Annotated in this window: 18 protein-coding genes and 1 pseudogene; 8 read left to right on the forward strand and 11 right to left on the reverse strand. The window is 59.0% G+C overall.

Features of this window, described 5'->3' with window-relative positions; translation table 11 throughout:
• Window positions 1-23: 23 nt before the first annotated feature.
• Window positions 24-602 (reverse strand): YceI family protein, encoded by a 579-nt coding sequence (locus Q8R10_RS11575; protein ID WP_305653915.1) that lies wholly within the window; start codon window positions 600-602, stop codon window positions 24-26.
• A gap of 12 nt (window positions 603-614) precedes the next feature.
• Window positions 615-1,187 (reverse strand): cytochrome b, encoded by a 573-nt coding sequence (locus tag Q8R10_RS11580; RefSeq protein ID WP_305653916.1) that lies wholly within the window; start codon window positions 1,185-1,187, stop codon window positions 615-617.
• A 240-nt stretch (window positions 1,188-1,427) separates the two neighbouring features.
• Here Q8R10_RS11580 and Q8R10_RS11585 point away from each other — a divergent pair, with 240 nt between their 5' ends.
• Window positions 1,428-3,086, forward strand: a complete 1,659-nt coding sequence (locus tag Q8R10_RS11585) for a SulP family inorganic anion transporter (protein ID WP_305653918.1) — start codon at window positions 1,428-1,430, stop codon at window positions 3,084-3,086.
• A gap of 9 nt (window positions 3,087-3,095) precedes the next feature.
• On the opposite strand, the pseudogene Q8R10_RS11590 reads toward Q8R10_RS11585, so the two are convergent.
• A pseudogene (locus tag Q8R10_RS11590) lies at window positions 3,096-4,556 on the reverse strand (flavin monoamine oxidase family protein); the annotation flags it as partial.
• 154 nt (window positions 4,557-4,710) lie between these two features.
• Between Q8R10_RS11590 and Q8R10_RS11595 the strand changes: the two are divergent.
• A complete protein-coding gene (locus tag Q8R10_RS11595) occupies window positions 4,711-6,117 on the forward strand; it encodes an adenosylmethionine--8-amino-7-oxononanoate transaminase (protein ID WP_305653920.1) in 1,407 nt (468 codons plus the stop codon).
• Between the two features lie 192 nt (window positions 6,118-6,309).
• Complete coding sequence (locus Q8R10_RS11600) at window positions 6,310-7,029, forward strand: 16S rRNA (uracil(1498)-N(3))-methyltransferase (RefSeq protein WP_305653922.1); 720 nt, start codon at window positions 6,310-6,312, stop codon at window positions 7,027-7,029.
• Between the two features lie 76 nt (window positions 7,030-7,105).
• Here Q8R10_RS11600 and Q8R10_RS11605 read toward each other — a convergent pair whose 3' ends face one another.
• The 8 genes from Q8R10_RS11605 to pilG all read right to left on the reverse strand — a co-directional run bounded on the left by Q8R10_RS11605 (window position 7,106) and on the right by pilG (window position 20,705).
• Entirely contained in the window at window positions 7,106-7,585 is a 480-nt protein-coding gene (locus Q8R10_RS11605) for a chemotaxis protein CheW (RefSeq protein WP_305653924.1), read from the reverse strand.
• A gap of 22 nt (window positions 7,586-7,607) precedes the next feature.
• Window positions 7,608-8,627: a chemotaxis protein CheB gene (locus Q8R10_RS11610; protein ID WP_305653925.1), complete on the reverse strand. Its 1,020-nt coding sequence runs from the start codon at window positions 8,625-8,627 to the stop codon at window positions 7,608-7,610.
• Window positions 8,620-16,233, reverse strand: coding sequence for an Hpt domain-containing protein (locus Q8R10_RS11615; RefSeq protein WP_305654053.1), 7,614 nt, complete (start codon window positions 16,231-16,233; stop codon window positions 8,620-8,622). The genes Q8R10_RS11610 and Q8R10_RS11615 overlap by 8 nt, the downstream gene beginning before the upstream one ends.
• An 11-nt stretch (window positions 16,234-16,244) precedes the next feature.
• The gene (locus Q8R10_RS11620; RefSeq protein WP_305654054.1) at window positions 16,245-17,111 is read right to left on the reverse strand and encodes a protein-glutamate O-methyltransferase; all 867 of its coding nucleotides are present in this window, start codon (window positions 17,109-17,111) and stop codon (window positions 16,245-16,247) included.
• A 60-nt stretch (window positions 17,112-17,171) separates the two neighbouring features.
• On the reverse strand, window positions 17,172-19,220 hold the full coding sequence (locus Q8R10_RS11625; protein WP_305653927.1) for a methyl-accepting chemotaxis protein: 2,049 nt from the start codon (window positions 19,218-19,220) through the stop codon (window positions 17,172-17,174).
• An 84-nt stretch (window positions 19,221-19,304) separates the two neighbouring features.
• Entirely contained in the window at window positions 19,305-19,841 is a 537-nt protein-coding gene (locus Q8R10_RS11630) for a chemotaxis protein CheW (RefSeq protein WP_305653929.1), read from the reverse strand.
• A gap of 44 nt (window positions 19,842-19,885) precedes the next feature.
• Window positions 19,886-20,251, reverse strand: coding sequence for a twitching motility response regulator PilH (gene pilH / locus Q8R10_RS11635; protein ID WP_305653931.1), 366 nt, complete (start codon window positions 20,249-20,251; stop codon window positions 19,886-19,888).
• Between the two features lie 46 nt (window positions 20,252-20,297).
• On the reverse strand, window positions 20,298-20,705 hold the full coding sequence (pilG, locus tag Q8R10_RS11640) for a twitching motility response regulator PilG (RefSeq protein WP_305653933.1): 408 nt from the start codon (window positions 20,703-20,705) through the stop codon (window positions 20,298-20,300).
• Window positions 20,706-20,946: 241 nt separating this feature from the next.
• On the opposite strand from pilG, the gene gshB reads away from it, so the two are divergent.
• From gshB to pyrR, 5 genes are all read left to right on the forward strand, one after another.
• Window positions 20,947-21,909 carry a glutathione synthase gene (gene gshB, locus Q8R10_RS11645; protein ID WP_305653935.1) on the forward strand — a complete coding sequence of 321 codons (963 nt, stop codon included), beginning with the start codon at window positions 20,947-20,949 and terminating at the stop codon, window positions 21,907-21,909.
• A gap of 73 nt (window positions 21,910-21,982) precedes the next feature.
• Window positions 21,983-22,879 (forward strand): energy transducer TonB, encoded by an 897-nt coding sequence (locus tag Q8R10_RS11650; protein ID WP_305653937.1) that lies wholly within the window; start codon window positions 21,983-21,985, stop codon window positions 22,877-22,879.
• A 41-nt stretch (window positions 22,880-22,920) separates the two neighbouring features.
• Complete coding sequence (locus Q8R10_RS11655; RefSeq protein WP_305654055.1) at window positions 22,921-23,490, forward strand: YqgE/AlgH family protein; 570 nt, start codon at window positions 22,921-22,923, stop codon at window positions 23,488-23,490.
• Window positions 23,490-23,942 (forward strand): Holliday junction resolvase RuvX, encoded by a 453-nt coding sequence (ruvX, locus tag Q8R10_RS11660; protein WP_305653939.1) that lies wholly within the window; start codon window positions 23,490-23,492, stop codon window positions 23,940-23,942. The genes Q8R10_RS11655 and ruvX overlap by 1 nt, the downstream gene beginning before the upstream one ends.
• Window positions 23,939-24,448, forward strand: a complete 510-nt coding sequence (gene pyrR, locus Q8R10_RS11665) for a bifunctional pyr operon transcriptional regulator/uracil phosphoribosyltransferase PyrR (RefSeq protein ID WP_305653941.1) — start codon at window positions 23,939-23,941, stop codon at window positions 24,446-24,448. Before ruvX ends, pyrR begins: the two co-directional genes overlap by 4 nt.

The raw sequence follows: 24,448 nt of genomic DNA on the forward strand, positions 1-24,448 counted from the left end.
GGTGTTGCGTAAAGCCGTAGCTCTTACTGACGCACGCCTTCGAACGAGATGATCAGCTGCACGTCCTGGGACACCGGGCCGAGATCCTTCTGAATATCGAAGTCTTTCAGGTGCAAGCTGGTGCTGCCTTCGAAACCGGCGCGGTAGCCGCCCCAAGGATCCTTGCCTTCACCGATGAACTTGGCGGCGATCACTACCGGCTTGGTCACCCCGTTCAGGGTCAGATTACCGCTGATATCGGCAGTGCCAGTGCCGGTGGACTTCACCGCCGTCGACTCAAAGCTGGCGCTCGGATACTTGCTGACATTCAGGAAGTCATCGCTGCGCAGGTGCTTGTCGCGCTCGGCATGGTTGCTATCCAGGCTGGCCGTGTTCAGATTGACCTTAACCTTACTGGCCTCGGGTTGGCCGGCATCAAAGCTGAAACTGCCATCAAAGTCTTTAAAAGTGCCATACAGCCAGCTATAGCCCAGATGGCTGATCTTGAAATTGACGAAGGCGTGCTGGCCCTTCTTATCAATCACATAATCCGCCGCCATGGCTTGAGTGGCACTGAACAAAGCAGAGCCAAGCGCCAGAGCAGCGAGAGTTTTTTTCAACATGGTTACGCTTCCTTACTTATCGGGTTGAGAATTAGTTGCGGCGCGCCCAAGCATGCGCAGCAGGGTCAGATCACGGTCAAAATAGTGGTGTTTCAAAGCGGCCAGCCCATGCAATACCGCCAAAACGACCAGCACCCAGGCCAGGTATTCATGCACCAGCCCGGCCAGGTCTTCCTGATTCGGCAGGCCGCTGAGCAGCGCCGGCACCTCGAACCAGTCGAATACACTGATGCCCTGGCCATCGGCGGTAGAGATCAGGTAGCCGGCAATCATCATTGCAAACAGGCCCAGGTACAGCAGGCCATGGCCGAGCTTGGCGCCCAGCCGGGTCAGCCGACTGTAGCTACTCAGCGGCAAGGGCAACGGGCTGAGAAAACGCCACAGCAGCCGCAGCAACATCACCGCGAGCAGCAGCAGGCCAATACTCTTGTGCAGCTCTGGGCCGGTTTGCCGCCAAGCACTGTAGTAGTCCAGCTCGACCATCCACAGACCCAGCCCAAACAAGCCGAAGAACACCAGCGCCACCAGCCAATGCACCGAGAGACTGACCAGACCATAGCCATTAGGAGAGTTACGCCACTGCATTGCCAAAACGTCCAGAAAACTGATTGTGTACAGATTAGAGATAAAACCATCGATTAAAAGCACAAATTATTGTTCAGAAACATCAAGAAAAACGATAGTTAACCCACCGGTCTTGAGCCTCAGCCTAAACCCAGCAGGCGCGGTTCAGCGGGACGACGCTAAACTGTGCGCGGCCCAGGTTTGCCCGGTGCAACCAACGATGACCCTGTCCACAACAAAGACTCAGCAAGGACCCCGCAAATGCTGCTTTGGCTTAGAACTTACCGCGCGCAGTTGCTGGCCGGCGACATCAGCGCCGGCATCATCGTGGTGCTGATGATGGTGCCACAGGGCATGGCCTATGCCGTGGTGGCCGGTTTGCCACCGATCATTGGCCTGTATGCCAGCATTTTACCGGCGCTGGCCTATGCGCTCTTTGGCAGCAGCAGGGTGCAGTCGGTTGGGCCCATGGCGATCACCTCGCTGATGACCGCCACCTCCCTGGCGGCGCTGGCCCCCAGCGGCTCAGACCTGTATGTGGCGATGGCCGCGCAAATGGCGTTGATCGCCGGTTTGGTCTTGCTGCTCTGCGGCGTGTTGCGCCTGGGGTTTTTGGCGCACTTCCTGAGCCGGCCGGTGTTAAGCGGCTTTACCACCGGCGCGGCGCTATTGATTGGCGCCAGCCAGTTCAAGGCGCTAATGGGCGGTTCCCTGAGCGAGCTGAACCTGCCCGGCGCCAGCATCGGCCTGCTGTCCTTGCTGGCCCTGTGGCTGGGCAAGGAGCAGCTGGCGCCGCTGCTCGGCAAACTCGGCTTCAGCCTCAATCGCGCCGCCATGCTGAGCAAGTTGGCGCCGGTGCTGGTGCTGGCCGTAGCGACCCTGAGCGTCTGGCAACTGGGCCTGCAGCATGCCGGCGTGGTGGTGCTCGGCCCGGTGGCGCAAGGGCTGCCCAGTTTAGGCCTGCCGAACCTAGAGTTCGCGCAACTGCAAAGCTTGCTGGCGCCTGCGCTGCTGATTGGTTTTATTATTTTTCTGTCCGGTCAATCGGCCTCGGTGGCGCTGGCGCAAAAACGCGGCGAGCGGATCAACAGCAACAGTGAGCTGCTGGGCCTGGGCGCTGCCAACTTGGCCAGCGCGTTTTCCGGCAGCTTTGCGGTGACCGGCAGTATTTCCCGCTCGGCGGTTAACTACGCCGCCGGCGCCAATACGCCGCTGGCCAGTGTGATCAGCGCCGGCCTGATGGCGCTGCTGCTGTGCGTGCCCACCGGCTGGCTGGCCTTGCTGCCGCTGCCGGCGTTGGCCGCCAGCATCATTATTGCGGTGCTCGGCATGCTCGACTTCGACACCCCACGGCAAGCCTGGCGCTTTGATCGCAGCGATGCCGTGGCCTGGCTGGCCACCTTGGCCGGGGTGTTGCTGCTGGGGGTCGAAAGCGGGGTGATTATTGGCGTGATGCTGTCGCTGGGCAGCCTGATTTGGCGGGCCAGCCGGCCACACATTGCGGTGCTCGGGCGGATTGCCGGCAGTGAGCACTTTCGCAATATCAAACGCCACACGGCGCAAACCCATCCGCAGATTCTGCTGCTGCGGATCGATTCGGGGATGTTTTTTGGCAACGCCGAACTGATCAGCGACCGCGTGCTGGAATCGCTGCAAACTGAAACCAAGCATGTGGTGCTGGTGCTGTCGGCAGTCAATCTGATCGACACCAGCGCGCTCTACAGCCTGGCCGAACTCAATCGCAACCTGCTCAACCGTTCGATTAAGTTGCATCTGGCCGAGGTCAAAGGGCCGCTGATGGACCGCCTGCAGCAGAGTGATTTATTACTCAAACCCCTCAGCGGCCAGGTGTTCCTTAGCGCCGCCATAGCCTTCGACAGCCTGCACGCAGAGCTGCAAGGCCACGGAGCTAAAGGCTAGGTTTTAGTTAAAAAACCTGGAGAAGAATCCTGGCTGTTTAACCGCGGGCTTGCCCTTGTCGGCCACCGTTGGCACGGTTGCCGGCTCGGCGTTTTTGCCGCTGCTGAGCGCTTGCAGCTGCTCGGCGGCGCGCTTGCCACTGCGCAGGGCGCCTTCCAGGGTGCCTGGATAGAGCGCATCGGTATGTTCACCGGCAAAGGCCAGGCGTTGCTGCGGTTGCGCCCATAGTTGCCAGAAGCGGCTCATTTGCCCCGGACCAAAGGCCAGATACGCCCCGCCGATACCGGCGTCGGCGCTGTAACGGCGCATCTCATAGCCACTGTAAGCACCGCGCGCCTTCGGATAAAAGGAATGCAGCCGGATCAATACCTGATCGGCCACTTGCCGGTCGCCAAAGCTCTTCAGTAAACGGGCGTTGTCGCCGGACAGGTTGATCAGCACATTGGCGCCACCTTTAATCGCCGGCTCGATCCAAAGCATGCCCAGACCTTGGTCACTGTAAATCTCGCCGGTCAGGCGCGCCTTGCTGTCCCACACCGGAGTTTTGAACTTCAGCAGAATCTGGTCACGCCAACCGTAGTTGGTGCCTTGCAGCGCGGCCTGACGCGGCGCATCCAAAGCCGGCTGCAGCTGAATCTTCGCCAAGGCCCGCAGCGGCACGGCCATCACCACGTAGTCGGCATGGTAACCAACGGCGCCGGCCTTCACGGTTACGCCATCTTTGTCCTGAATGATCGCCGACACCGCCGAATTGGTCTTAATCACCTTCAGCTGCTTAAGAAAGGCCTGAGCCAACACCTGGCTGCCGCCGGGCAAACGGGCGGCGCGTTGGTCGCGCTCATCGACGCCGCGATTAACCCGCGCCTGCTGCACCAGATACAGCAAGGACAGCCGCGAAGGCTCGTCGTAGCGGGCGCGAATGCGCTGGTTAACCAACTGCCGCGCCGTAGGGTCAAGCTTCAGCTGGTCGAGCCAAACGGCGACGTTACGCTGATCGAGCGCCACCAGCGCGTTGTTGACAGTGGGCTTGAGCGGGTCGTCCATGGACGCGGCCAGCTGATCCAAGGCTTTCTCATACGCCTTGAGGCCCGCCGCAGTGGTCGGCTTGGTTTTTTCCAGATCGGCAAAATTGAAATACTGACCATTGATCAGATAACCCGGCACCCGCACGAAATCCGGGGCGTCCTGGGTCTTTAACTTGAAGCGTTCGAGGTAGCCATTCAGGGTCGGCTGCGCCTTGGCGCTGCCAATCCACTCGCTGGCCGCCAGGCCCGAGCGGCCGCCAATGGAGGCTTTGGCTTCCAGCAGAGTCACCTGCCAACCGGCCTGCTGCAGTTCATAGGCCGCCGACAGCCCAGACAAACCGCCACCCACCACAATCGCCACCGGCGGTTTATCTTGAGCGTGCGCCTGGACGCCGAACAAACCCACTACCACTAGCGCTGATGCGCGCAACCAACCGGCCACCATGTACAAACCCCTGCAGAGCCAAAGCTCAATTAAAATCAACGGCGCGCAGGATACCCCTGCACCGATACGCGGGCCAGACGTATCCGACGCCGTGGCGCGAACCCGCCCGCGCGCATCTGATAGGCTTGGCCGATTGCAAAAGGAGCACACGCCGATGAACCTCAATGATCAGTGGATGCAACGGGATTTGGCCGTGCTTTGGCATCCCTGCACCCAGATGAAAGACCACGAACGCCTGCCGGTGATTCCGATCAAACGCGGTGATGGCGTGTGGCTGGAAGACTTTAACGGCAAGCGGTACCTGGACGCGGTCAGCTCCTGGTGGGTCAACGTATTTGGCCACGGCAATCCACGGATCAATCAGCGCATCAAGGACCAGCTGGATAACCTCGAGCATGTGATGCTGGCCGGCTTCAGCCATCAACCGGTGATCGAGTTGTCGGAGCGACTGGTACAGATCACACCGGCCGGACTGAACCGGGTGTTTTATGCCGACAACGGCTCCTCCGGCATCGAAGTCGCGCTGAAGATGAGTTTCCACTACTGGCTCAACAGCGGCAAAACGGCCAAGCAACGCTTCGTCACCCTGACCAACAGTTACCACGGCGAAACCATCGCGGCGATGTCGGTGGGCGATGTCTCGCTGTTTACCGAAACCTACAAATCCCTGCTGCTCGACACCATTAAAGTACCGAGCCCGGACTGCTACCTGCGCCCCGAAGGCGTCAGCTGGGAAGCGCACTCGCGCACCATGTTTGCCGCCATGGAACAAACCTTGGCCGAGCATCACCACGAGGTTGCTGCGGTGATAGTCGAGCCGTTGATCCAGGGCGCCGGCGGCATGCGCATGTATCACCCGATCTACCTGACCTTGCTGCGCGAGGCCTGCGACCGCTACGGCGTGCACCTGATTCACGATGAAATTGCCGTCGGCTTCGGCCGCACCGGCAGCATGTTCGCCTGCGAGCAAGCCGGCATTACCCCGGACTTTTTAGTGCTGTCCAAGGCGCTCACCGGCGGCTACTTGCCGATGGCGGCGGTGCTGACCACCGACGATATCTACCAGGCCTTTTACGCCGACTACGCCACCTTGCGCGCCTTCCTGCATTCCCACACCTACACCGGCAACCCGCTGGCCTGCGCCGCAGCCTTGGCGACCCTGGATATCTTCCGCGACGACAACATCATCGAAGCCAATAAGGCCCTGGCCAACCGCATGGCCAGCGCCACCGCCCATCTGGTTGACCACCCCAATGTGGCCGAAGTACGTCAGACCGGCATGGCCCTGGCCATCGAGATGGTGCAAGACAAAGCCAGCAAAACCCCCTATGCCTGGCAAGAACGACGCGGCCTGAAGGTCTATCAACATGCACTGGAACGTGGCGCGTTGCTGCGGCCACTGGGCAATGTGGTGTATTTTCTGCCGCCCTACGTGATCACCCCGGAGCAAATCGATTTTCTGGCCGAGGTGGCCAGCGAGGGCATCGACCTGGCCTGCCGCGACAGCATCAGCGTTTCAGTACTGTCGAACCTGCACCCCAACCACCGAGACCCGGGCTAACAGGCCATTGAAAAACTACTGCGCTAGGCTATGCAGCGTTGAAACCGGCCTCAAAATGCTCACTTACAACACGTAAACTGCGCTTTTTCGGCCGATTTCGCCTTGCCTAGCCGTCGCTCGCTACATTTTTCAACGGCCTGCTAAGCACAACGGCAAGCCCCACTTCCCACTTCCCACTTGAAGCTACCGCCAATGAGACTGTCACGCTTGTTTATCGACGCCCCCCTAAGCCTGGGCGAACACGCCCTGCCCGAAGCCCAGGCGCATTACCTCAGCCGCGTGCTGCGCTTGAATGTCGGCGCCGGCGTGCAACTGTTCGACGGCTCGGGCCTGGAGTACCAGGGCGAGCTGACTGAAGTCGGCAAAAAACAGGTGCGCGTGCAGCTCACTCAATGCCTGCCCGGCCAGCCGGATTCAAGCCTGAGCATTCATCTCGGCCAAGGGCTGTCACGCGGCGAGCGGATGGATTGGGCGATTCAAAAAGCCACGGAGCTTGGGGTTAACGCCATCACCCCAATCATCAGCGAGCGCTGCGAAGTGCGCTTAAGCGATGAGCGAGCCGACAAGCGCTTGGTCCACTGGCGACAAATCGCCATCAGCGCCAGCGAACAATGCGGCCGTTCGACTGTGCCGGTGATTCATCCGCCGCTGAGTTTGAGCGAATGGCTGCACAGCGTTGAAGCCGACCTCAAGCTGGTATTGCACCCGGTGGCCGAGCCCTTGGCCAGCCATGAGAAACCGCAATCACTGGCTTTCTTGATCGGCCCTGAAGGCGGCCTGAATGACGCCGAAGTGCTGCAGGCGCAAGGCGCCGGTTTTCATTCTGCACGCTTGGGGCCACGGGTCTTGCGCACCGAGACCGCGCCGGTGGTGGCACTGGCAGTGGCACAGCATCTGTGGGGAGATATGTGAGAGATGTAGGCTGGGGGCTGCAGGGTGGGCAACTGCGAAGCATTGCCCACCTTGATGCCGCAAGAAACTGTCAGGTTTAAATCAAACCAGCATCGGCCAGCAACTGCTCCAGTCCAATCAGATCAGGGATCTTTAACACGCCATCGCCGATGCTGACTGCATCCAACTCCAGCGGCGCCAAGTGCACATTGGCGCGGGCCAGGTTGCTTTCCAGCTTGATCGAACGCGGGATACCCTGCACCAACAGCGCCAAAAATTTCACCTGCGGACGCCCGCCCAGGGCATTGATCACCGCGATGCGGGTATTGGCGCCGACTGCCGGCTGCCCGTTGGAGGCGGCCTCAAACGACAACAATGGCAAGCGCAGGTCACGCCAAGCGATCTGCCCCAGCATCCATGCGGGCATGCCTGGAGTGGCTTGCGGCGCACGGTAGGGCAGTAATTCCGCCACCGCGACGTTAGGCAGCAACAGGGTGCGATCCGTCAACGGCACCATCAACCCGGTCAGGGTGCTGGTGGCAGCGGCTGGAGTGGCGTTGGCTACGGCTTGGCTCATGTGACCTTCCTGATTCGGGTATTTAACTGCACTGACCGACTAGCCGATTAACCAGCGCTTCGGCCAGTTCACGGGGCGCGCCAGTGAAAGCGCTGTAGCCACCTTCGCGCAAGCTGTCGGGCATGCTCGAAGAGGCGCAACTGTCCGCCCGCTGAGTCCAGATTTCGCTGCCTTGGCGACGCACGTAAGCGGCGGCGGCACTGCCATCGCTGCCCATGCCACTAAACACAATAACGCCGCTCAGCTGGCCAAAATGCTGAGCCAGATTCAGCATCATCTGGTCAATCGACGGGCTATAGGGTTCCGGCCAACCGCGATCGGCAATCTGCATGGCACCATCGTCGGCAAAGCCCAGCTCAAAACTAATCGGCGCCACCACCACTTCGCCGCAACGCACGAAATCGCCATGACGAGCCAGATTGACCTGCCATTGGCTATGCCGACCAACCGCTTGCGGCAACTTCGCCTCAAAACTGGCGTCGATATGCTGGGCGTAGATAAAGCCCACCGGCAAGCCACCGGGCAACGCGTCGAGAAACTCTTTAACCGCCACCGGACCGCCCATCGAGGCCGCCAGCAGCCACACTTGCTTGGCTCGTGCACCGGCAATCAGCGGGGTGTTGGCCAGCGCCTGCGGCAGTTCCAGGCGAGCTGGGCGCTGGGTGTCGAGCATCAGCGTCTCAAGGCTACGGCCAACCCCTTGCGACGGATCGCCGACCAACTTTTTAAGCTTACCGAACAGGCGCCGCTCCCAGCGCGGGTAGTTCTCAGAGTGGCGCTCCGGCGCATGGCCCTCGCCAAACAACACCGGCGCACTGGCTCGTTCAAGCAAGTGATCGACCAATGGCGAGTCTTCGGTCTGGGCTAAATCGACCAACCACAAATCGGTCTCACACTCGGCCAACGCCGCCTCGTCGAGACGCGCCGGATCGGTGTTCAGCACCACGGTATAACCGTTAGCCACTAACGCCTGTTGCAGCACATGGCGCTGCAGCGAGGTATCGGCCAGTACCGCGATACGTGCGGCGGCTCGCTCAGTCATGTTTGTTAACCAGCTGCTGAATCGTTTCGAGCAACAAGGATTCCTGATACGGCTTACCCAAGTACTCGTTGACGCCAATCGACATGGCTCGATCCCGGTGTTTACTACCGGTACGCGAGGTAATCATGATGATTGGCAGGTCTTTAAGACGTTCATCGTGACGCACCAGGGTGGCCACTTCGAAACCGTCCATGCGCGGCATTTCGATGTCCAGCAACATGATGTCCGGCTTGCGCTCCTGCAATTGCGCGATGGCATCGACGCCATCTTTGGCGGTCATCACGTTCATGCCATTACGCTCAAGCAAGCGACTGGTCACTTTACGTACCGTGACCGAGTCATCGACCACCATCACCAGCATCGGCCGATCCGCTTCAACCTCAGGGGTTGCAGTGGAAGCCCCAGCCAAACGTGGCTGCAGTTGCGATAACAGATGAGCATGCAAGACCCGAATAGTCGCCAGCAGATCGAGAATGATCACCACCCGCCCGTCACCAAGGATGGTCGCACCGGAAACCCCGTGCACCCCGGCGAACTGCGGACCGAGGCTCTTCACCACGATTTCCCGCGAGCCGGCCAAACTGTCCACTTGCACCGCCACCGCGTGCTCGTTAGAACGCACCAGAATCACCGGCAACGGCAGGCTTTGACCGATCAACTTGGGCTGCTGACCGTTATTAAGCAAGTCACCCAGGTACTTCAATTCATAGGTTTGCCCGGCGTATTCGAACCGCGGCGCATCTGGGCCGTAGTAGGCTTCCAGCTCGTAAGGCGAAACCCGCACGATACCTTCGATGGTGTTCAGCGGGATGGCGTACAGGTCTTCACCGGACAACACCATCAAGGCGCGGTTGACCGACACGGTAAAGGGCAGGCGAATCAGGAAGCGGGTGCCCTCGCCCGGGGTCGACTCGATACTCATCGAGCCGCCGAGTTGTTTAACCTCCGAGTGGACCACGTCCATGCCGACGCCACGTCCGGAAATCTGCGTGACCTTCTCCGCCGTGCTGAAGCCAGCCTCAAGAATAAATTGCAAAATCTCATGATCGGTCAGGTCTGAGTCGGCATCCAGCATGCCGCGCTCAATGGCTTTACGCCGCACCGCCTCGAGGCGAATGCCGCCGCCGTCATCGGCCAACGTGAGCAGAATATCGCCGCCCTCACGACCCAGGGTCAGGCGAATATTGCCGACCTCGGATTTGCCCGCGACGCGGCGCACCTCGGCCGACTCAATGCCGTGGTCGACGGCGTTGCGCAGCATATGTTCCAGCGGCGCAACGATCCGCTCCAGCACGGCACGGTCCATTTCGCCGTCGGCGTTACCGACCACGAAGTCGACTTGCTTGTTCAGCTCACCAGCCACCTGGCGCACGATGCGCCGCAGCCGTGGCACCAGCCGGTCGAAAGGGACCATGCGGGTGCGCATCAGACCTTCCTGCAATTCGGTGTTGACCCGCGCCTGTTGCAGCAACAGGGTTTCCGCATCGCGGTTGCGCGCGGCCAGGGTTTCCTTCAGGTCTAGCAAGTCGGAAGCCGACTCGAACAGCGCCCGCGACAGCTGTTGTAGCTGCGAGTGACGGTCCATTTCCAGCGGGTCAAAGTCTTCATAACCGACCCGTTCGGCTTCTTCCTGATAACGGCTGAGAATCTGCGCCTGGGTTTCGGTATCGAGGCGACGCAACTGGTCGCGCACCCGGTCGATGGTGGCTTCCATTTCACCGAGGGTGAAGCTGACATCGCTGACCTGTTGCTCAACCCGACCGCGGAAGATCGAGGTTTCCCCCGCCAAGTTAACCAAGCCTTCGAGCAGATCGGCCGGCACCTTGACCAACTCTTGCGGAGCCCGTCGGGATGCAGCTTCCAGCGCCGCCTCTTGGGCGCGCCGCACAAAGGGCAACACCTTGGCCACTTCGACTTTAACCGGCATGGCGCTGGCGGCGATGATCGGCAGGCTGAGTTCGGCACGCGGCACCGCGACGCTGAGCGGAGCTTCGATCTCTTCGAGACTCGCTGCGGCCGCTGGCGCAACAGGCGCCGCCTCACTGCTGCTATAGAGTTGCTGGCGCAATAGCTCGATTTCGACCTGCAAACCCTCGAAACCCGACTGCACATCGACGAACAAACTCTCTGGCCAAGGCGTGCCTTGCTGCTGCGCCTCGCTCAAGTGTTGTTCGAGATCGTGACTCAAGTCGCCGAGACGTTTCTGCCCAGCCAGGCGTGCACCGCCTTTGAGGGTGTGCAAAATCCGCAGCATGTCGTCAATCGGGGCGGCATCGTCAGCAGAGCTTTCCAGCCGTCCGGCGGCGCTTTCCAAGCCTTCCAGCAGGTCGTCGGCTTCTTCCAGAAAGATATCGAGAATATCGGCTTCCGGACTGTCGTCGTGCTCTGCAACCACCGCTTTTAGATGGACGCTAGCGGGCATGCTCAGGTGCTGCTCGGGATTGGCGCGAAACCGCTGAATGGTTTCAATCAAGTCCGTGCCAGATGGCACCGCGCGCTTGTCACGCACGGCCTCAAGCATGTGCGCGAGCCGGTCGTGGCAGCTCTGCAGCAGATTAAACAGCTCAGGGCTGGCGCGCAGGCGACCATCGCCCAGGCCTTCATAAAGAAATTCCAGCTCATGGGCGAGATCACCGATCTCACGAATTTCAGCCATCCGCGCACCACCCTTGAGGGTGTGTAAATCGCGCTGCAGAGCTTCCAATTCAAGGCTGTTATTAACGTCGTCCATCCAGCGCTGCAAAGACGTCGACGAGCTGTCGACGATGTCGAAACCTTCCTCGAGGAATATTTCGACCAACTCCGGATCGCGCTCATCCTCGACCAGAGTTTGAGCAGTGACAGGTGCGGCCTCAACTTCGTCGATAAGCTCAGGTACGGCGGCTTCAAGTACCTGCGGCGCGTCATCGATGCCAAGCGGCTCAGCGGCGGCGTCCAACGTTGGTGCGTCGAGTTCTACGGCCAGAACCTCATCGGCAACTGGCTCGAGCATGGACTCAGTCTCGGCTTGCTCGTCGCTTAGCAGTGGCTCGACATCAGCCTCTGTTTCAGCAACCAGCAGCTCAGTGTCGTCGAACTCTTCCACCGCAGAACCTGAGGTTAAATCTTCAACTTCAACGGTTTCGGCGACTGCATCAAGATCAAAGGCTGGCAACTCGATCATTAAGTCGTCTGCAGCCACAACCTCGTCGGCAAACGCACTTCGCTCTGGATTTTCTAGTTCAATAAGCTCGATGGACTCATCATCCAGGGGCTCAGCAGCCTGCAGCTCGGCTTCGGCTTCGGCTTCGGCTTCGGCGACAGATGGTTGCGCGGCTGTTAGCGCTGGCAAGTCTTGGGTGCTACCGGTTTGCCGGAAATAGCGGATCGCCTCGATAAGTTCGAGCGGCTCGACCATCGGCCGGTGCGCCTGCAGCTCCTCAAGCAATACCGCCAAACGGTCATGACTCTGCTGCAACAAGCCGGTTAACGCCGGCGAGAAACTGTAACGCCGATCAACCAGGCCTTCATAAAGGGATTCCAGCTCATGGGCCAAATCGCCAATGGGCCGAATTTCGGCCATCCGCGCGCCACCTTTAAGGGTGTGCAGGTCGCGTAGCAGCGACGACAAGGCGCGCTGATTTTCCGGCTCAAGCAACCAACGCTCAAGCGACTGGCTGGCGCTTTCCAGCAGATCCACCGCTTCTTCGAGGAAAATGGCGACCATTTCCTCGTCCAGAAAAGCTTCCGCCGGCACCTGAACCGGTGCTGGCGCAGCGTCTAGCGATGCAGCGCTGTCGACCGGCGACTCAGGGGTTTCGGCGTCAATCAGCGACTCAAATTCGGCGACATCAAACTCAAGCTCAGAACTTAGCTCAGCTTCGTCGAAGTCTTCGTCTGCCGCCTGCGAGTGCAGTTCGGGCAGTTCGACTGACGCCTGCTCGGCATCCAACTCAAGCACCTCAAGTCCGCCCAGCTCAGGCGACTCGAGTAATGCCAGAGTCTCGGGCTCTAAGGTTTGCGTCAGCAGCAGCTTGAGCGCGGCGAGCGGCTCGGGCTGCACGCTAACCTGCAGACCTGCGGCGACCTGATCCATCATATGCACCAGGGCTTCGTGGGCATTTTCTGCACCATCGAAGAACCGTTCGCTGACGGCCAGGCGACCCTCTTGCGCGGCGCCGTAAACCTCCACCAGGGCCTGACAAATCTGTTCAATCTGCCCCAACTCGGCCATCTGCGCGCCGCGTTCAAGGGTGTTTAACTCATTGAGCAGAGCGCCGAGCTCTTGTTGCTCGCAGGGATGCTCACGCCAGCGGCGCAGCAGGTCTTCGGCATCCAGCAGGATATCCATGCCTTCTGCGAGGAAGATATTGATCAGCTGCGGATCGCGGCTTTCACCCGACTCGCCTTTTCGCAGGTTTTCTGCTGCGGCCAAGCGCTCTTGATGCAGCGTCTGGACCCGTGCGACAAACGCCTGGGCACCGGCAATCGGCGCCAAGGGTTGGCTTTCAAGCTGTTCAAGGCCCAAGCGGAATAACTGTTCGCCACTGCTGAGCAACTCAGCCTCGGCCAAGTCCATTGGGATCAGGTGGGACTTGCACTCTTTAACCAGTTTTTCCAAGGGCGCGGCAATTTCTGCGATCGGCAGAATGCCGGCCATATAGGCACTGCCTTTCAGCGTGTGCAGAGCCCGTTGTAAATCGTCAGTGACCGGCTGCGGCAACAGCTGCGCGCAATCGGCTAAGAACGCCACCAGAGTATCGAGGTGGGTTTCGGCTTCATTTCGAAAGATTTCGAGCAGTTGCTCGTCCAACCCCTCGTCAGCGGCAGCGATTACTGGCGCGGTTAGCTGCAACGGCTCGTTTACCTCGCTGAGCGATTCAGTCGCAACCTCAGCCGGCGCGCTAGCCGGCAGTTGGCCTTTGGCGATGGCATGGGCGGTGGCCGCTAGAAGATCGACATCATCGCGCTGACATTGCGCCTTGGCTGCGTATTCATCGACCAGCTCGGGCAGCAACTCGACCACATCAGCAATCACCTGCTGTACGGCGTCGCCGGGCTGCACGCTGCGCTCGAGAACCCGATTAAGCAGGTTTTCAATCGACCATGCCAGCTCACCAATCACCAGGGCGCGCACCATCCGACCACTGCCTTTGAGGGTGTGGAAGGCGCGACGGATCTCACTTAAAGCATCTTTGTTTTGAGTATCGGCGCGCCATTGCGGTAAGTACTCGGCAATGGTTTCCAATACTTCACCGGCTTCTTCAACGAAGACTTCCAGCAGCTCATCATCGACCGGCTCTTCATCGGCTGGCGGCGGTAACAAGCTTGGCGGTACATTTTGCGCAGGCGGATTGGTCGCCTGTACGGGCGCGGCCATCACATCGGCCATCGACATGGCTTTCGGCTCGAGCGGCGCACCCAGCTCAGGCTCTTGCGGGGCGCCGGGCAGATCCACTTCGGGCAAGTCTAACTCGGCCAGTTCCGCGGCATTCCAGTGTGCGGGACTGTCATCGAGGCTTAATTCGTCGAGATCAAAGCTGTTATCTGCAACAGGCAGCAGGAGCAACTCTTGTGGCTCGGCGAACTCATCCAGCTCTGGCGATTCAATCGCTGCAGAGGGTTGCCAATCGCCTGACTCAGGCAAGCTGAACTCAATGGTTTCAGTCTCTTGCTCGGCGACTTCGAGGTCCAACAGCTGCGGCTCATCGAGCAACAGCTCAGCATCGTCACTTACCGGCTCGAGAAACTCGGGAAGTAGCTCAAAACTCAGTGCGGTGTTTTCTGACTCGGCACTGAACGCGGCCGGCACCTCGTCAGCGGGCAGTTCGAGCAGCAACTCTTCAGCCGGCTCATCCGCCAGCACTTCAATTTCGTGCAGCGGATCGTCCAACGGCGCCGGCGCAGTGCGCTCGGCGGGCCAATCGAGGATTGACGGTTTTTCTTTCAGCGGGTAACCCAAGGCCTCGAGGCTTTCCTCGGCGACATCGAGAATCAGATCACCTTGCGCGGCATGATCTTCCGACAGACGCTCCAGGTAGTATTCGACACTGGTAATGGCATCGGCCAGGGTGTCGAGATCTTGCCAGTTGGGCACCGCTTTACGCACCAACAGCTGCTCTTGAATATAGAGATTACAGGCCCGTAGCAAGTCCGCGGCCCGCGCCAATGGAATCATCGCCAAGCCGCCACGCACCTGCGTCAACAGCTCAGGCACCCGCGCCAGATGCTCGTGATCCCATTGCGAGGCAATGAACTCGATAATGGCGTCTTTCGCCTGCTCAAGCCCAGTACGTGCTTCTTTAATGACCAACTGGTGGATTTGCGCCACATCGGTAGTCGGCAGATGACTCTGTTCATGACTGCCGTCATCCGCCGGGCCGACCATGCCCGCCAGGGTGGCTTCGACATACAGCAAGGCGCCGGCGACATCCATCAACACCGCATCGCTTGGCTGAATGCTGCCAATCGACAAGCTGTGGACCACATCGATCTGATCGACAATGACTTTACGCGGCTGGCCGAAACCCAGCACCGCGAGGGTGTCGGCGATCTGCTTGAGCGGTGCCATTAAGGCTTCCAGCTCAGCGACCTGTTGCCTATCACTGCGCACGAACAAATCGAGGCTGTCTTTGACCCGCACCAACTCTTCGCAGAGCGCGGCTACCACCGAACGCATGGCATCCCGATCTGGGCCGGCCAGGCGGGCACGCTCCTGATCGACTAAATCGGTATCCGGCAAGGCATCGTCGAGGCGATAACGCTCTTTCAGTACCCGAATGCGCGGTGACTGGGTAGCGGCCTTGGCTATATAGAACAGCAGATTCTTGGCCAGGTCTTCCGGCGCGGCCTGGTTAATCCCATCGGCACCTTGCTCAACCAGACGCTTGAGTTCTTTATCAACCTGACGCAGCAGCGTGCGCACCGAAGTGCCGTTAACCACACTGCCATTGGCCAGACCTTCAATGATGCCCGAGGCCATTTGCCACAAAGAGCCAAGCGGGGCGTCCTTACACAGGGTCTCGAGCCGGGCAAACACCCGCGCCATATAGCCCAGGTTGGTCGCCAGGTCCTGATTGCGGATCACTCCGACCAGAGCCATCTGCAGCATCTGGCGCAATTTACGCAACAGCACCGGTAATTCGGCGGTGCGTAACTGCGCTAGCGACTCATGGGACAGCGCCGGCAACTGATTGGCCAGGTCAGGCAAAAACAGGCTGGTTTCAGACAGGAACTTCTCCCCACGCGAGGCGCGCAGGTCGTTTAACAGCGGCAACACCACCATCGGCAGGTCGCGGCGGGCGCTCTGGGTCCGGTCAAGGTAAACCGGCAATTGCAGGATGGCCTGCATCAGCACTTCGAGAGCTTCGATCTGATTGCTTACCCGGCTTTCCAGCAGGGCCTGGGCGAGATGTTCCATCTCCTCCGCCAGCAGCGCGGCGCCATAGAACTCCACCATTTGCAGAGTGCCTTGGACCTGGTGCAGATAGGTCAGACAAAAGCGCATGCGGGTCAAATCCTGCGGATTCTCGACGAATGCCTCAAGGGATTGCCGCGCCTGCTTCAGGGTTTCGGCGATCTCGCCTTTAACCCACTCAAGAGCGACATAGTCGTGCCGATCACCCATAACGACTCCGCTCATAAACTGTTCCGGGTAAATGCCAGCACTTGCTCGTCCGCCACCGGTTGCAGTTCCGGGTGCTGCCAACCGACTATTTCACCAACTCCCACCACCAGCAGACCACCCGGCGCCAAGCGTTCAGCTAGACGATTAAGGATCTCGCGGCGGCGCCAGCGACGAAAATAAATCAGCAAGTTCTGACAGAAAATTACGTCCATACCGGACATCGGCGCTTTCGCCAATTCCAACACATTGAGTCGGGCGCAGCACACTTGCGCAGCCAGACTCGGTACCACCTTGTAGCGACCATCATCCTGCGCGAGGAAATAGCGCTCGCGCAGCTCGGTATTCATCTGCTCTAACTTGCGCGCGGCATACAGTCCCTCGCGCGCCTTACCGAGCACACTCAGGCTAATATCCGTGCCCGTCACACCAAAATACTCAGGCTGCGCGGTCTCGCGCAGTACCTGAGCGGCACTGATTGCCATCGAGTAGGGCTCTTCACCGCTGGAGCAACCCACACTCCAAAGCGACCAAGGGCTACTCATTGGCCCCAGCAGCAAACGCTCAGCCAAATAACGCTCAAGCAAATCGAACGACGGCTGATGACGAAAAAAACGCGTCTCCTGCACCGTCAAGCGATCAAGCAAGGTTGACCATTCGACTGCGCCGCTTGGCCCATCGGTTACCTGCCGGAAGTAATTTGCGTAACCAACAACACCCAACTCACGCATCCGCGCACTTAAATTAGTTTGCAGAAATGCCCGACGCTGCTCGTTAATTACCAGCCCGGTGCGCTCTTCCAGTAATGCCTGCCAGACATGAAACTCTGCCGCAGACATTTCTATCACAGGCTTTAGAGCCCAGACACCGTCTGGCTGCATTGCGCTGCCCTCGCTCATGGCCATTAGGCGACGACCTTAGCTGTCGCCGCGCTCCCTTGCTTAGGCTTGGTCTGGAGATTGCGGCAGCGTAAAGCCGGAAACCGACTTACGCATTTCACTGGCCATTTTCGCCAAGTTACCAATGCTTCGCGCTGTGGCCGTGGTGCCGGAGGAGGTTTGCGAAGTAATTTCCTGAATCACGTTCATCGTGTTGGAAATATGACCCGCCGAGGATGCCTGTTGGCGAGCAGCGTTAGAGATGTTCTGGATCAAGGCCGCCAGGGTCTTGGATACCTTTTCAATCTCTTCCAGGGAAACCCCGGCGTCCTGCGCCAAACGCGCACCGCGAACCACTTCGGAAGTGGTTTGCTCCATGGAAATTACCGCTTCGTTGGTGTCCGCCTGAATGGTTTTTACCAGCGCCTCGATCTGTTTGGTGGCCGCCGATGAACGCTCAGCCAGTCGCTGTACTTCGTCCGCTACCACGGCGAAGCCTCGGCCAGCATCACCGGCCATCGAGGCCTGGATCGCGGCGTTCAGTGCCAGAATGTTGGTTTGGTCGGCAATGTCGTTAATCAAACTAACGATGTCACCAATCTCCTGCGACGACTCACCGAGACGCTTGATCCGCTTCGAGGTGTCCTGAATCTGCTCACGAATGTTATCCATGCCGGTGATGGTGTTGTGCACCACCTCGTTACCCTTGTTGGCGATGGCTACCGAACGCTCCGCTACCGCAGAGGACTCCGAGGCGTTCGCCGATACTTGGTCAATCGACACGGCCATTTCGTTGATTGCCGCCGATGCTCCGGCAATTTCCTGGGCCTGGTGCTCGGAAGCTTCGGCCAGGTGCATCGCCGTTGCCTGAGTTTCTTGAGCGGCGCCAGCTACCTGCACGGCCGTCTGGTTAATGGTTTCTACCAGGTCGCGCAACTGGTCAATCGAGTAGTTGATCGAGTCAGCAATGGCACCCGTGAAGTCCTCAGTTACCGTCGCCGACACAGTCAAGTCACCGTCAGCAAGGTCACCGATCTCATCGAGCAAACGCATAATTGCAACTTGGTTACGCTCGTTCTTCTCAGCCGTTGTGGCCAGACGACGGTTAGTCTCACGCACCATAACCAGACCGATAAGGATAATCGCGGCAAGCGCCAAGGCACCCAACACATAACCGGCCAAGGTGTTCGCCGCACGTCCGGCGGCCAGGTTTTCAAAGCTAACGGTTAGCTGCGAAGCGTTATCCAAGAGCATTTGCGAGCCGGTGAAGATGCTGCCGGCCGATTCGCGCACTTGGAACAACTCAGGCGAGGTTTCCAGAATCTCATCTACCGAGCCCGATACGAACTGGAACAACTCGGAAATTTCCGCCAGACGATCCAAGGCTTCTTTATCGGTCACCATGGACACTTCCATGGCCGCATTGCCTTCCAGCATTGCGCTCAATACACGACCAAACAGGCTGGCGTCACGGCCAAACATGTCGGCGGCCTGCACCGAGTCTTCGTCACCGGTCAGTACCTTGTTTACCGAGCCGAGAATCCGTTCAGCCAACAGTGATTGGCGCTGAGCTACAGACACCTGAATCGCCGGTGCTTTGCTTTGCAGCAAAATCTCGACAACTTCATCATACTCAACCTGCAGCTGCGGAATAGTTTCCGCCAGCGTTGCCGCTACCTGGTGCAAGGACAATACCGTTTGCTCGCTGGCCAAGATGGCATCGGCGTTTTGCCGCATGCTGTCCCACTCTTTTTGCACTGCCGCCATATCCGCTTGCACGGATTCTGGGGCGGATGGCAAACCGGTGGTGTCATCACCTTTAACCAGCTGATCCCAACGTTTGGCGTAGTCATTACGCGCATCTTTCAGCAAGGCAAAGGCCTCAGCCTTACCGGCCGCGGCTTCAGTCGCAGCCTTGGCGATACGTTGCGACAGAACCCGCAGCTCGCCGGCGTTACTGATGTACTGCTTGTCGTAACCCGCCTGAGTGTTGAGGTACGCGAAGTTCACGAACAGCAACACGATCGCAACGATCAGGACAATAAACAGCCCCGCAATCATCGTGCTACTGCGCGCACCCGCTAAAAAATTGCCTGTATTTAGTTTTTTCATTGTTAGGCCCCCGCCCGGACCGACCGCACTACGATTCCTATGTAACGCCAAAAGGCCAGCAATGCTGACCCAACCGAAACTGCTTTAAAACGCCACATCAAGAAACCCCTGATCCTGCGCCAGCGCATGCGAACTGAACACCAACCAAGGCTGCTCACGTTGAAAAACGCCATGAATGAAGGGCTGGATGCTCGCCTCGAGCGGTGGTAACTGCTCGGAAAAGGCGCTCACCGGAAAATGCTGCATGCCAAAGACCTCGTCGACCGTTAGCCCGGCGAAGATCTCTTGATGATCCACAATCAACACGCGACGCTTCTTGCGCAATGGCGATAACTCACCACCGAAGAAGGCGCATAAGTCCATGATTGGCAACAACCGACCGCGAACGTTGGCCACGCCCTTGACCCAGCTTTTCACACCAGGCAACAAGGTATAACGCGGTTCATGTAACACCTCACCGATCTCGCCCATGGGCGCCACAAACAAGCGCTCACCCATGCGAAAACCAATGCCGCTCCATGTCTGTATCGCTTCTTTCTGCGACGGCAAGCCGGCAGCCAGGCGCCGGCAACGCTGATCGATATCAAACAGAAGCTGAAAAGGGGATTGGACGTCAGACATGTCGACCTTGGTCTTATTATTATGGAGTTACAGACAGCCCAGCATTAACCGGCCAGCACCGCATTCAACGTTTTCAGCAAGGTAGCTTCATCAACCGGTTTGGTCAGATAGTCCTTGGCGCCCTGGCGCTTGCCCCACACCTTGTCAGTTTCCTGATCTTTGGTGGTCACGATTATCACCGGAATGTGGCTGGTATCTGCATCTTTGGTCAACTGACGAGTCGCCTGAAAACCATTCAAACCCGGCATAACGATATCCATCAATACTGCATCGGGCTTTTCTTGGCGCGCCAAAGCGACACCATCTGCACCGTTTTCCGCCTTGAGCACCTGATGGCCATGCTTTTCCAGCATCGCCGTCAATTTGTACATTTCAGTCGGAGAGTCATCAACAATTAAAATACGAGCCATGGTGTTCCCCATACGCAATAGATATCACCAGCCTGACGGCCGGACATCAAGAAGCTTGTTCCACCGGAACAAAGTCTGGCACATGGGTCTTTATCGCCCCAAGCAACTCTTCTTTACTGAAGGGCTTGGTGAGGTACTGATCAGAACCGACGATACGACCCTTGGCCTTATCAAATAAACCATCCTTTGAGGACAGCATGATAACCGGGGTAGATTTAAATTCGCTGTTGTTCTTGATCAGGGCGCAGGTTTGATAACCATCGAGCCGCGGCATCATGATGTCGACAAAAATGATGCTGGGATGCGTATCGGCAATTTTTGCCAAAGCATCAAAGCCATCGACTGCCGTAATGACATTACAACCGACTTTCTTCAGTAAGGTTTCGGCGGTGCGACGAATCGTCTTCGAGTCGTCGATTACCATCACCCTCAAGCCTTCGGAATGCTGTTCCATGTTTGCCCTACCATCGCTTCGGTGAGTCGTTATTTTGGCTTTCTACCAGCGCGCTAAAGGCCCTGTCACCGATGGGCTACACCCAAATCGTCAGGCCTTTTTAGCACACTCTCCTAACGCAATCTATAACCCCAGGATCACAACGCGCGCCTTGACCGCAAACCACGCTCACGCCACCCTTAAGCCTTGTAGTTTAGCCACGCCAGCTTAGCGCTGCCGATTTTAATGCGGAGTATCAACCATGGGCATACGCCTGGGAATTGTCATGGATCCAATTGCGGGCATCGCCTTCAAAAAGGACAGCTCGCTGGCCATGCTACTGGCGGCGCAGGCCCGTGGCTGGTCGTTGTTCTATATGGAACAACAAGACCTTTACCAGAAAACCAGCATCGCCCGCGCCCGTACTCGCCAGCTAAAAGTGTTCGAAGATCCCCAGCACTGGTTCGAACTGCAAGACGAGCAAGACATCGCCCTCAGCGAGCTTGATGTCATCCTGATGCGTAAAGACCCGCCCTTCGACAATGAGTTTGTCTACTCAACCTATCTGCTTGAGCAAGCCGAGCAAGCCGGCGTACTGGTAGTCAATCGGCCACAAAGCCTGCGCGACTGTAACGAGAAGTTGTTTGCCACGTTATTTCCACAGTGCACACCGCCGACAGTGGTCAGTCGCCGGGCCGACATTCTGCGCGAGTTTGCCGTTGAGCAGCGTGACATCATTCTCAAACCGCTGGATGGCATGGGCGGAGCGTCGATCTTTCGGCATCGCGAAGGCGACCCGAATCTCTCGGTTATTCTCGAGACTTTAACCGCCCACGGCACCCAGCAAATCATGGCACAGGGCTATATACCGGCGATCAAGGAGGGCGACAAACGCATCTTGATGATCAATGGTGAACCCATTCCTTACTGCCTGGCGCGCATCCCGGCGGCCGGCGAAACCCGCGGCAACCTGGCCGCCGGTGGACGCGGCGAGGCCCGCCCACTGACCGAGCGTGACCGTTGGATTGCCGCCCAAGTTGGCCCCACCCTGCGTGAGAAAGGCTTGCTGTTTGTCGGCCTGGACGTGATTGGCGATTACCTCACCGAAATCAACGTCACCAGCCCGACCTGCATTCGCGAGATCGACAATGCCTTTGGCACTCGCATCGCCGAACAACTGATGCAAGCGATCACCGAACAACTCACAGCGCGCAGTGCTTCATAGACTTTTATTCTGGTGCTGGGCAGACTGCGCGCAACTTTGAACGCCTCGAGTTTCCAGAGCGTCGCGCCGTACTATGAAAACTGCTAGCCAACCCACTCAGCTTGTTGCCGCCGGAGTACGCCCGGCGGACAGGCTGGGCTTTACTTTGTTTTTGGCCGCCACCCTGCATGCGGCGCTGATTCTCGGCCTGAGCTTTAGCCTGGCCGAACCCGGGCAAATCAGTAAGACCCTGGAAATCACCTTATCGACCTTTAAAAGCGCAGAGAAACCCAAGCAGGCGGACTTTCTTGCCCAAGACAACCAGCAAGGCAGCGGCACCCTAGACAAAAAAGCCGCGCCCAAAACCACTGAACGCGCACTGTTCCAGGACACCCAAGTCAAGCGGGTTACCCCGCCCGCCGCGCCACCGGCCAGCACCCGCAAAAAAGAAGCACCGAAAGCTGCGGTCGCCACCAAAGCCCCGCAAACCGAAAAGACCCCAGTCAAGAGCGCACGGGCCAAGCCCGAAGAACAATCACGTCCGGCCCCGGTATTTGATAGCAGCCAGCTGTCGAGCGAAATCGCCAGCCTCGAAGCGCAACTGGCACAAGAGCAACAGCTCTACGCCAAGCGCCCGAAAATTCAGCGTCTTAATGCCGCCTCCACCATGCGCGACAAGGGCGCTTGGTATAAAGAGGAGTGGCGCAAAAAGGTCGAACGCATCGGCAACCTTAATTACCCCGACGAAGCCCGTCGACAGCGCATCTACGGCAGCCTGCGCTTGCTGGTTTCGATCAATCGCGACGGCAGCCTTTACGAAGTCCAACTGCTTGAGTCGTCCGGCCAAGACACGCTCGACCAAGCCGCCCTGCGCATCGTTCGCCTCGCAGCCCCCTTCGCCCCATTTAATAAAGACCTGGCCGAGTTTGACCGTCTGGAAATCATCCGCACCTGGCGTTTTGACCGCAGCGATCACCTCTCCAGCCAGTGAGCTGGCTTGTCAGCGCGCCCCGCGAGCGACACACTATGCCCATGAAAGATGCCAGCCCAAGCTACCTCAAACACCATTTCCTGATTGCCATGCCGCACATGAGCGATCCGAGCTTTGCGCAGACCGTCACCTACGTGGTTGAGCACAATGCCGGCGGCGCCATGGGCCTGATTATCAATCGCCCCAGCGGCCTGAGCCTGGCTGACGTGATTGAGCAGCTTAATCCCGAGCTTGAGCCGAGTAGCACCTGCCAGGACCTGCCGATTTTCTCTGGCGGCCCAGTGCAGACCGAACGCGGCTTCGTACTGCACCCCAGCGGCCCGCAATTTCAGGCCACCCTGGAGCTGGGCCCGCTCGGGCTCTCGACCTCCCAAGACGTGTTGTTCGCCATCGCCCAGGGCCATGGCCCCCGTCAGCACCTGATCGCCCTCGGCTATGCCGGCTGGGACGCCGGCCAACTGGAGGCCGAACTGGCCGCCAATGCCTGGCTAACCTGCCCGGCCGACCCGCAGATTCTGTTCGACCTGCCAGCCGAACAACGGCTGGACGCTGCCGCCGCCAGCCTGGGGGTCAACCTCAGCCTGCTGAGCAACCAAGTGGGCCACGCCTAATGGCCGCAGCACTGAAATTACTGCTGGGCTTTGACTACGGCACTAAGCAAATCGGCGTCGCGGTTGGCCAGCTCATCACCGGTCAGGCCCGCGAACTGTGCATTCTCAAGGCACAAAATGGGGTTCCCGACTGGCAAAAGGTCGAAGCGCTGATCCGCGAATGGCAACCCGACGCCATAGTGGTCGGCCTGCCGCTGAACATGGATGGCACGCCGAGCGCCATGAGCGAGCGCGCCGAGAAATTCGCCCGCCGCCTGAATGGCCGCTACAACCTACCTGTGCACATGCAGGATGAACGCCTGACCACCTACGAGGCCAAGGGCCAACGCTTAAGCGAAGGCCAACGCGGCAATTACCGCGACAACCCGGTGGATGCGCTCGCCGCCGCGCTACTGCTGGAAAGCTGGCTCGCCGCCTATAGCGAGAACAAGACCAACGAGGAGCGCCAATGAACCTGCCCGACCCCGCCACGCTACTGCCACAAATGGCCGCAGCCCTCACGGCGCACCTGCAACAGCGGCAGATCAGCGAACCGCGCTTTATCGGCATTCGCACCGGCGGCATCTGGGTTGCCGAGGCGCTGCTGCAACACCTCGGCCTGCAGGCGCCACTGGGCACTCTGGACGTCTCGTTCTACCGCGACGACTTCAGCCAAAGCGGTCTGCACCCGCAGGTACGCCCCTCGGCCTTGCCGTTTGAGATCGAAGGCCAGCACCTGGTGCTGATTGACGACGTGCTGATGAGCGGCCGAACCATTCGCGCCGCCCTCAATGAACTGTTCGACTATGGCCGCCCGGCCAGCGTGACCCTGGTCTGCCTGCTGGACCTGAACGCCGGCGAATTGCCGATTCGCCCCGACGTGGTCGGCGCCAGCCTGTCGCTCACCGCCACCGAGCGGGTAAAATTGCTCGGCCCGGCCCCGCTCATGCTTGAGCGCCAGACTATTGCCCCCAACTGA

The sequence above is a fragment of the Pseudomonas sp. genome, assembly GCF_030698175.1.
In the GTDB taxonomy this organism is placed as follows: domain Bacteria; phylum Pseudomonadota; class Gammaproteobacteria; order Pseudomonadales; family Pseudomonadaceae; genus Aquipseudomonas.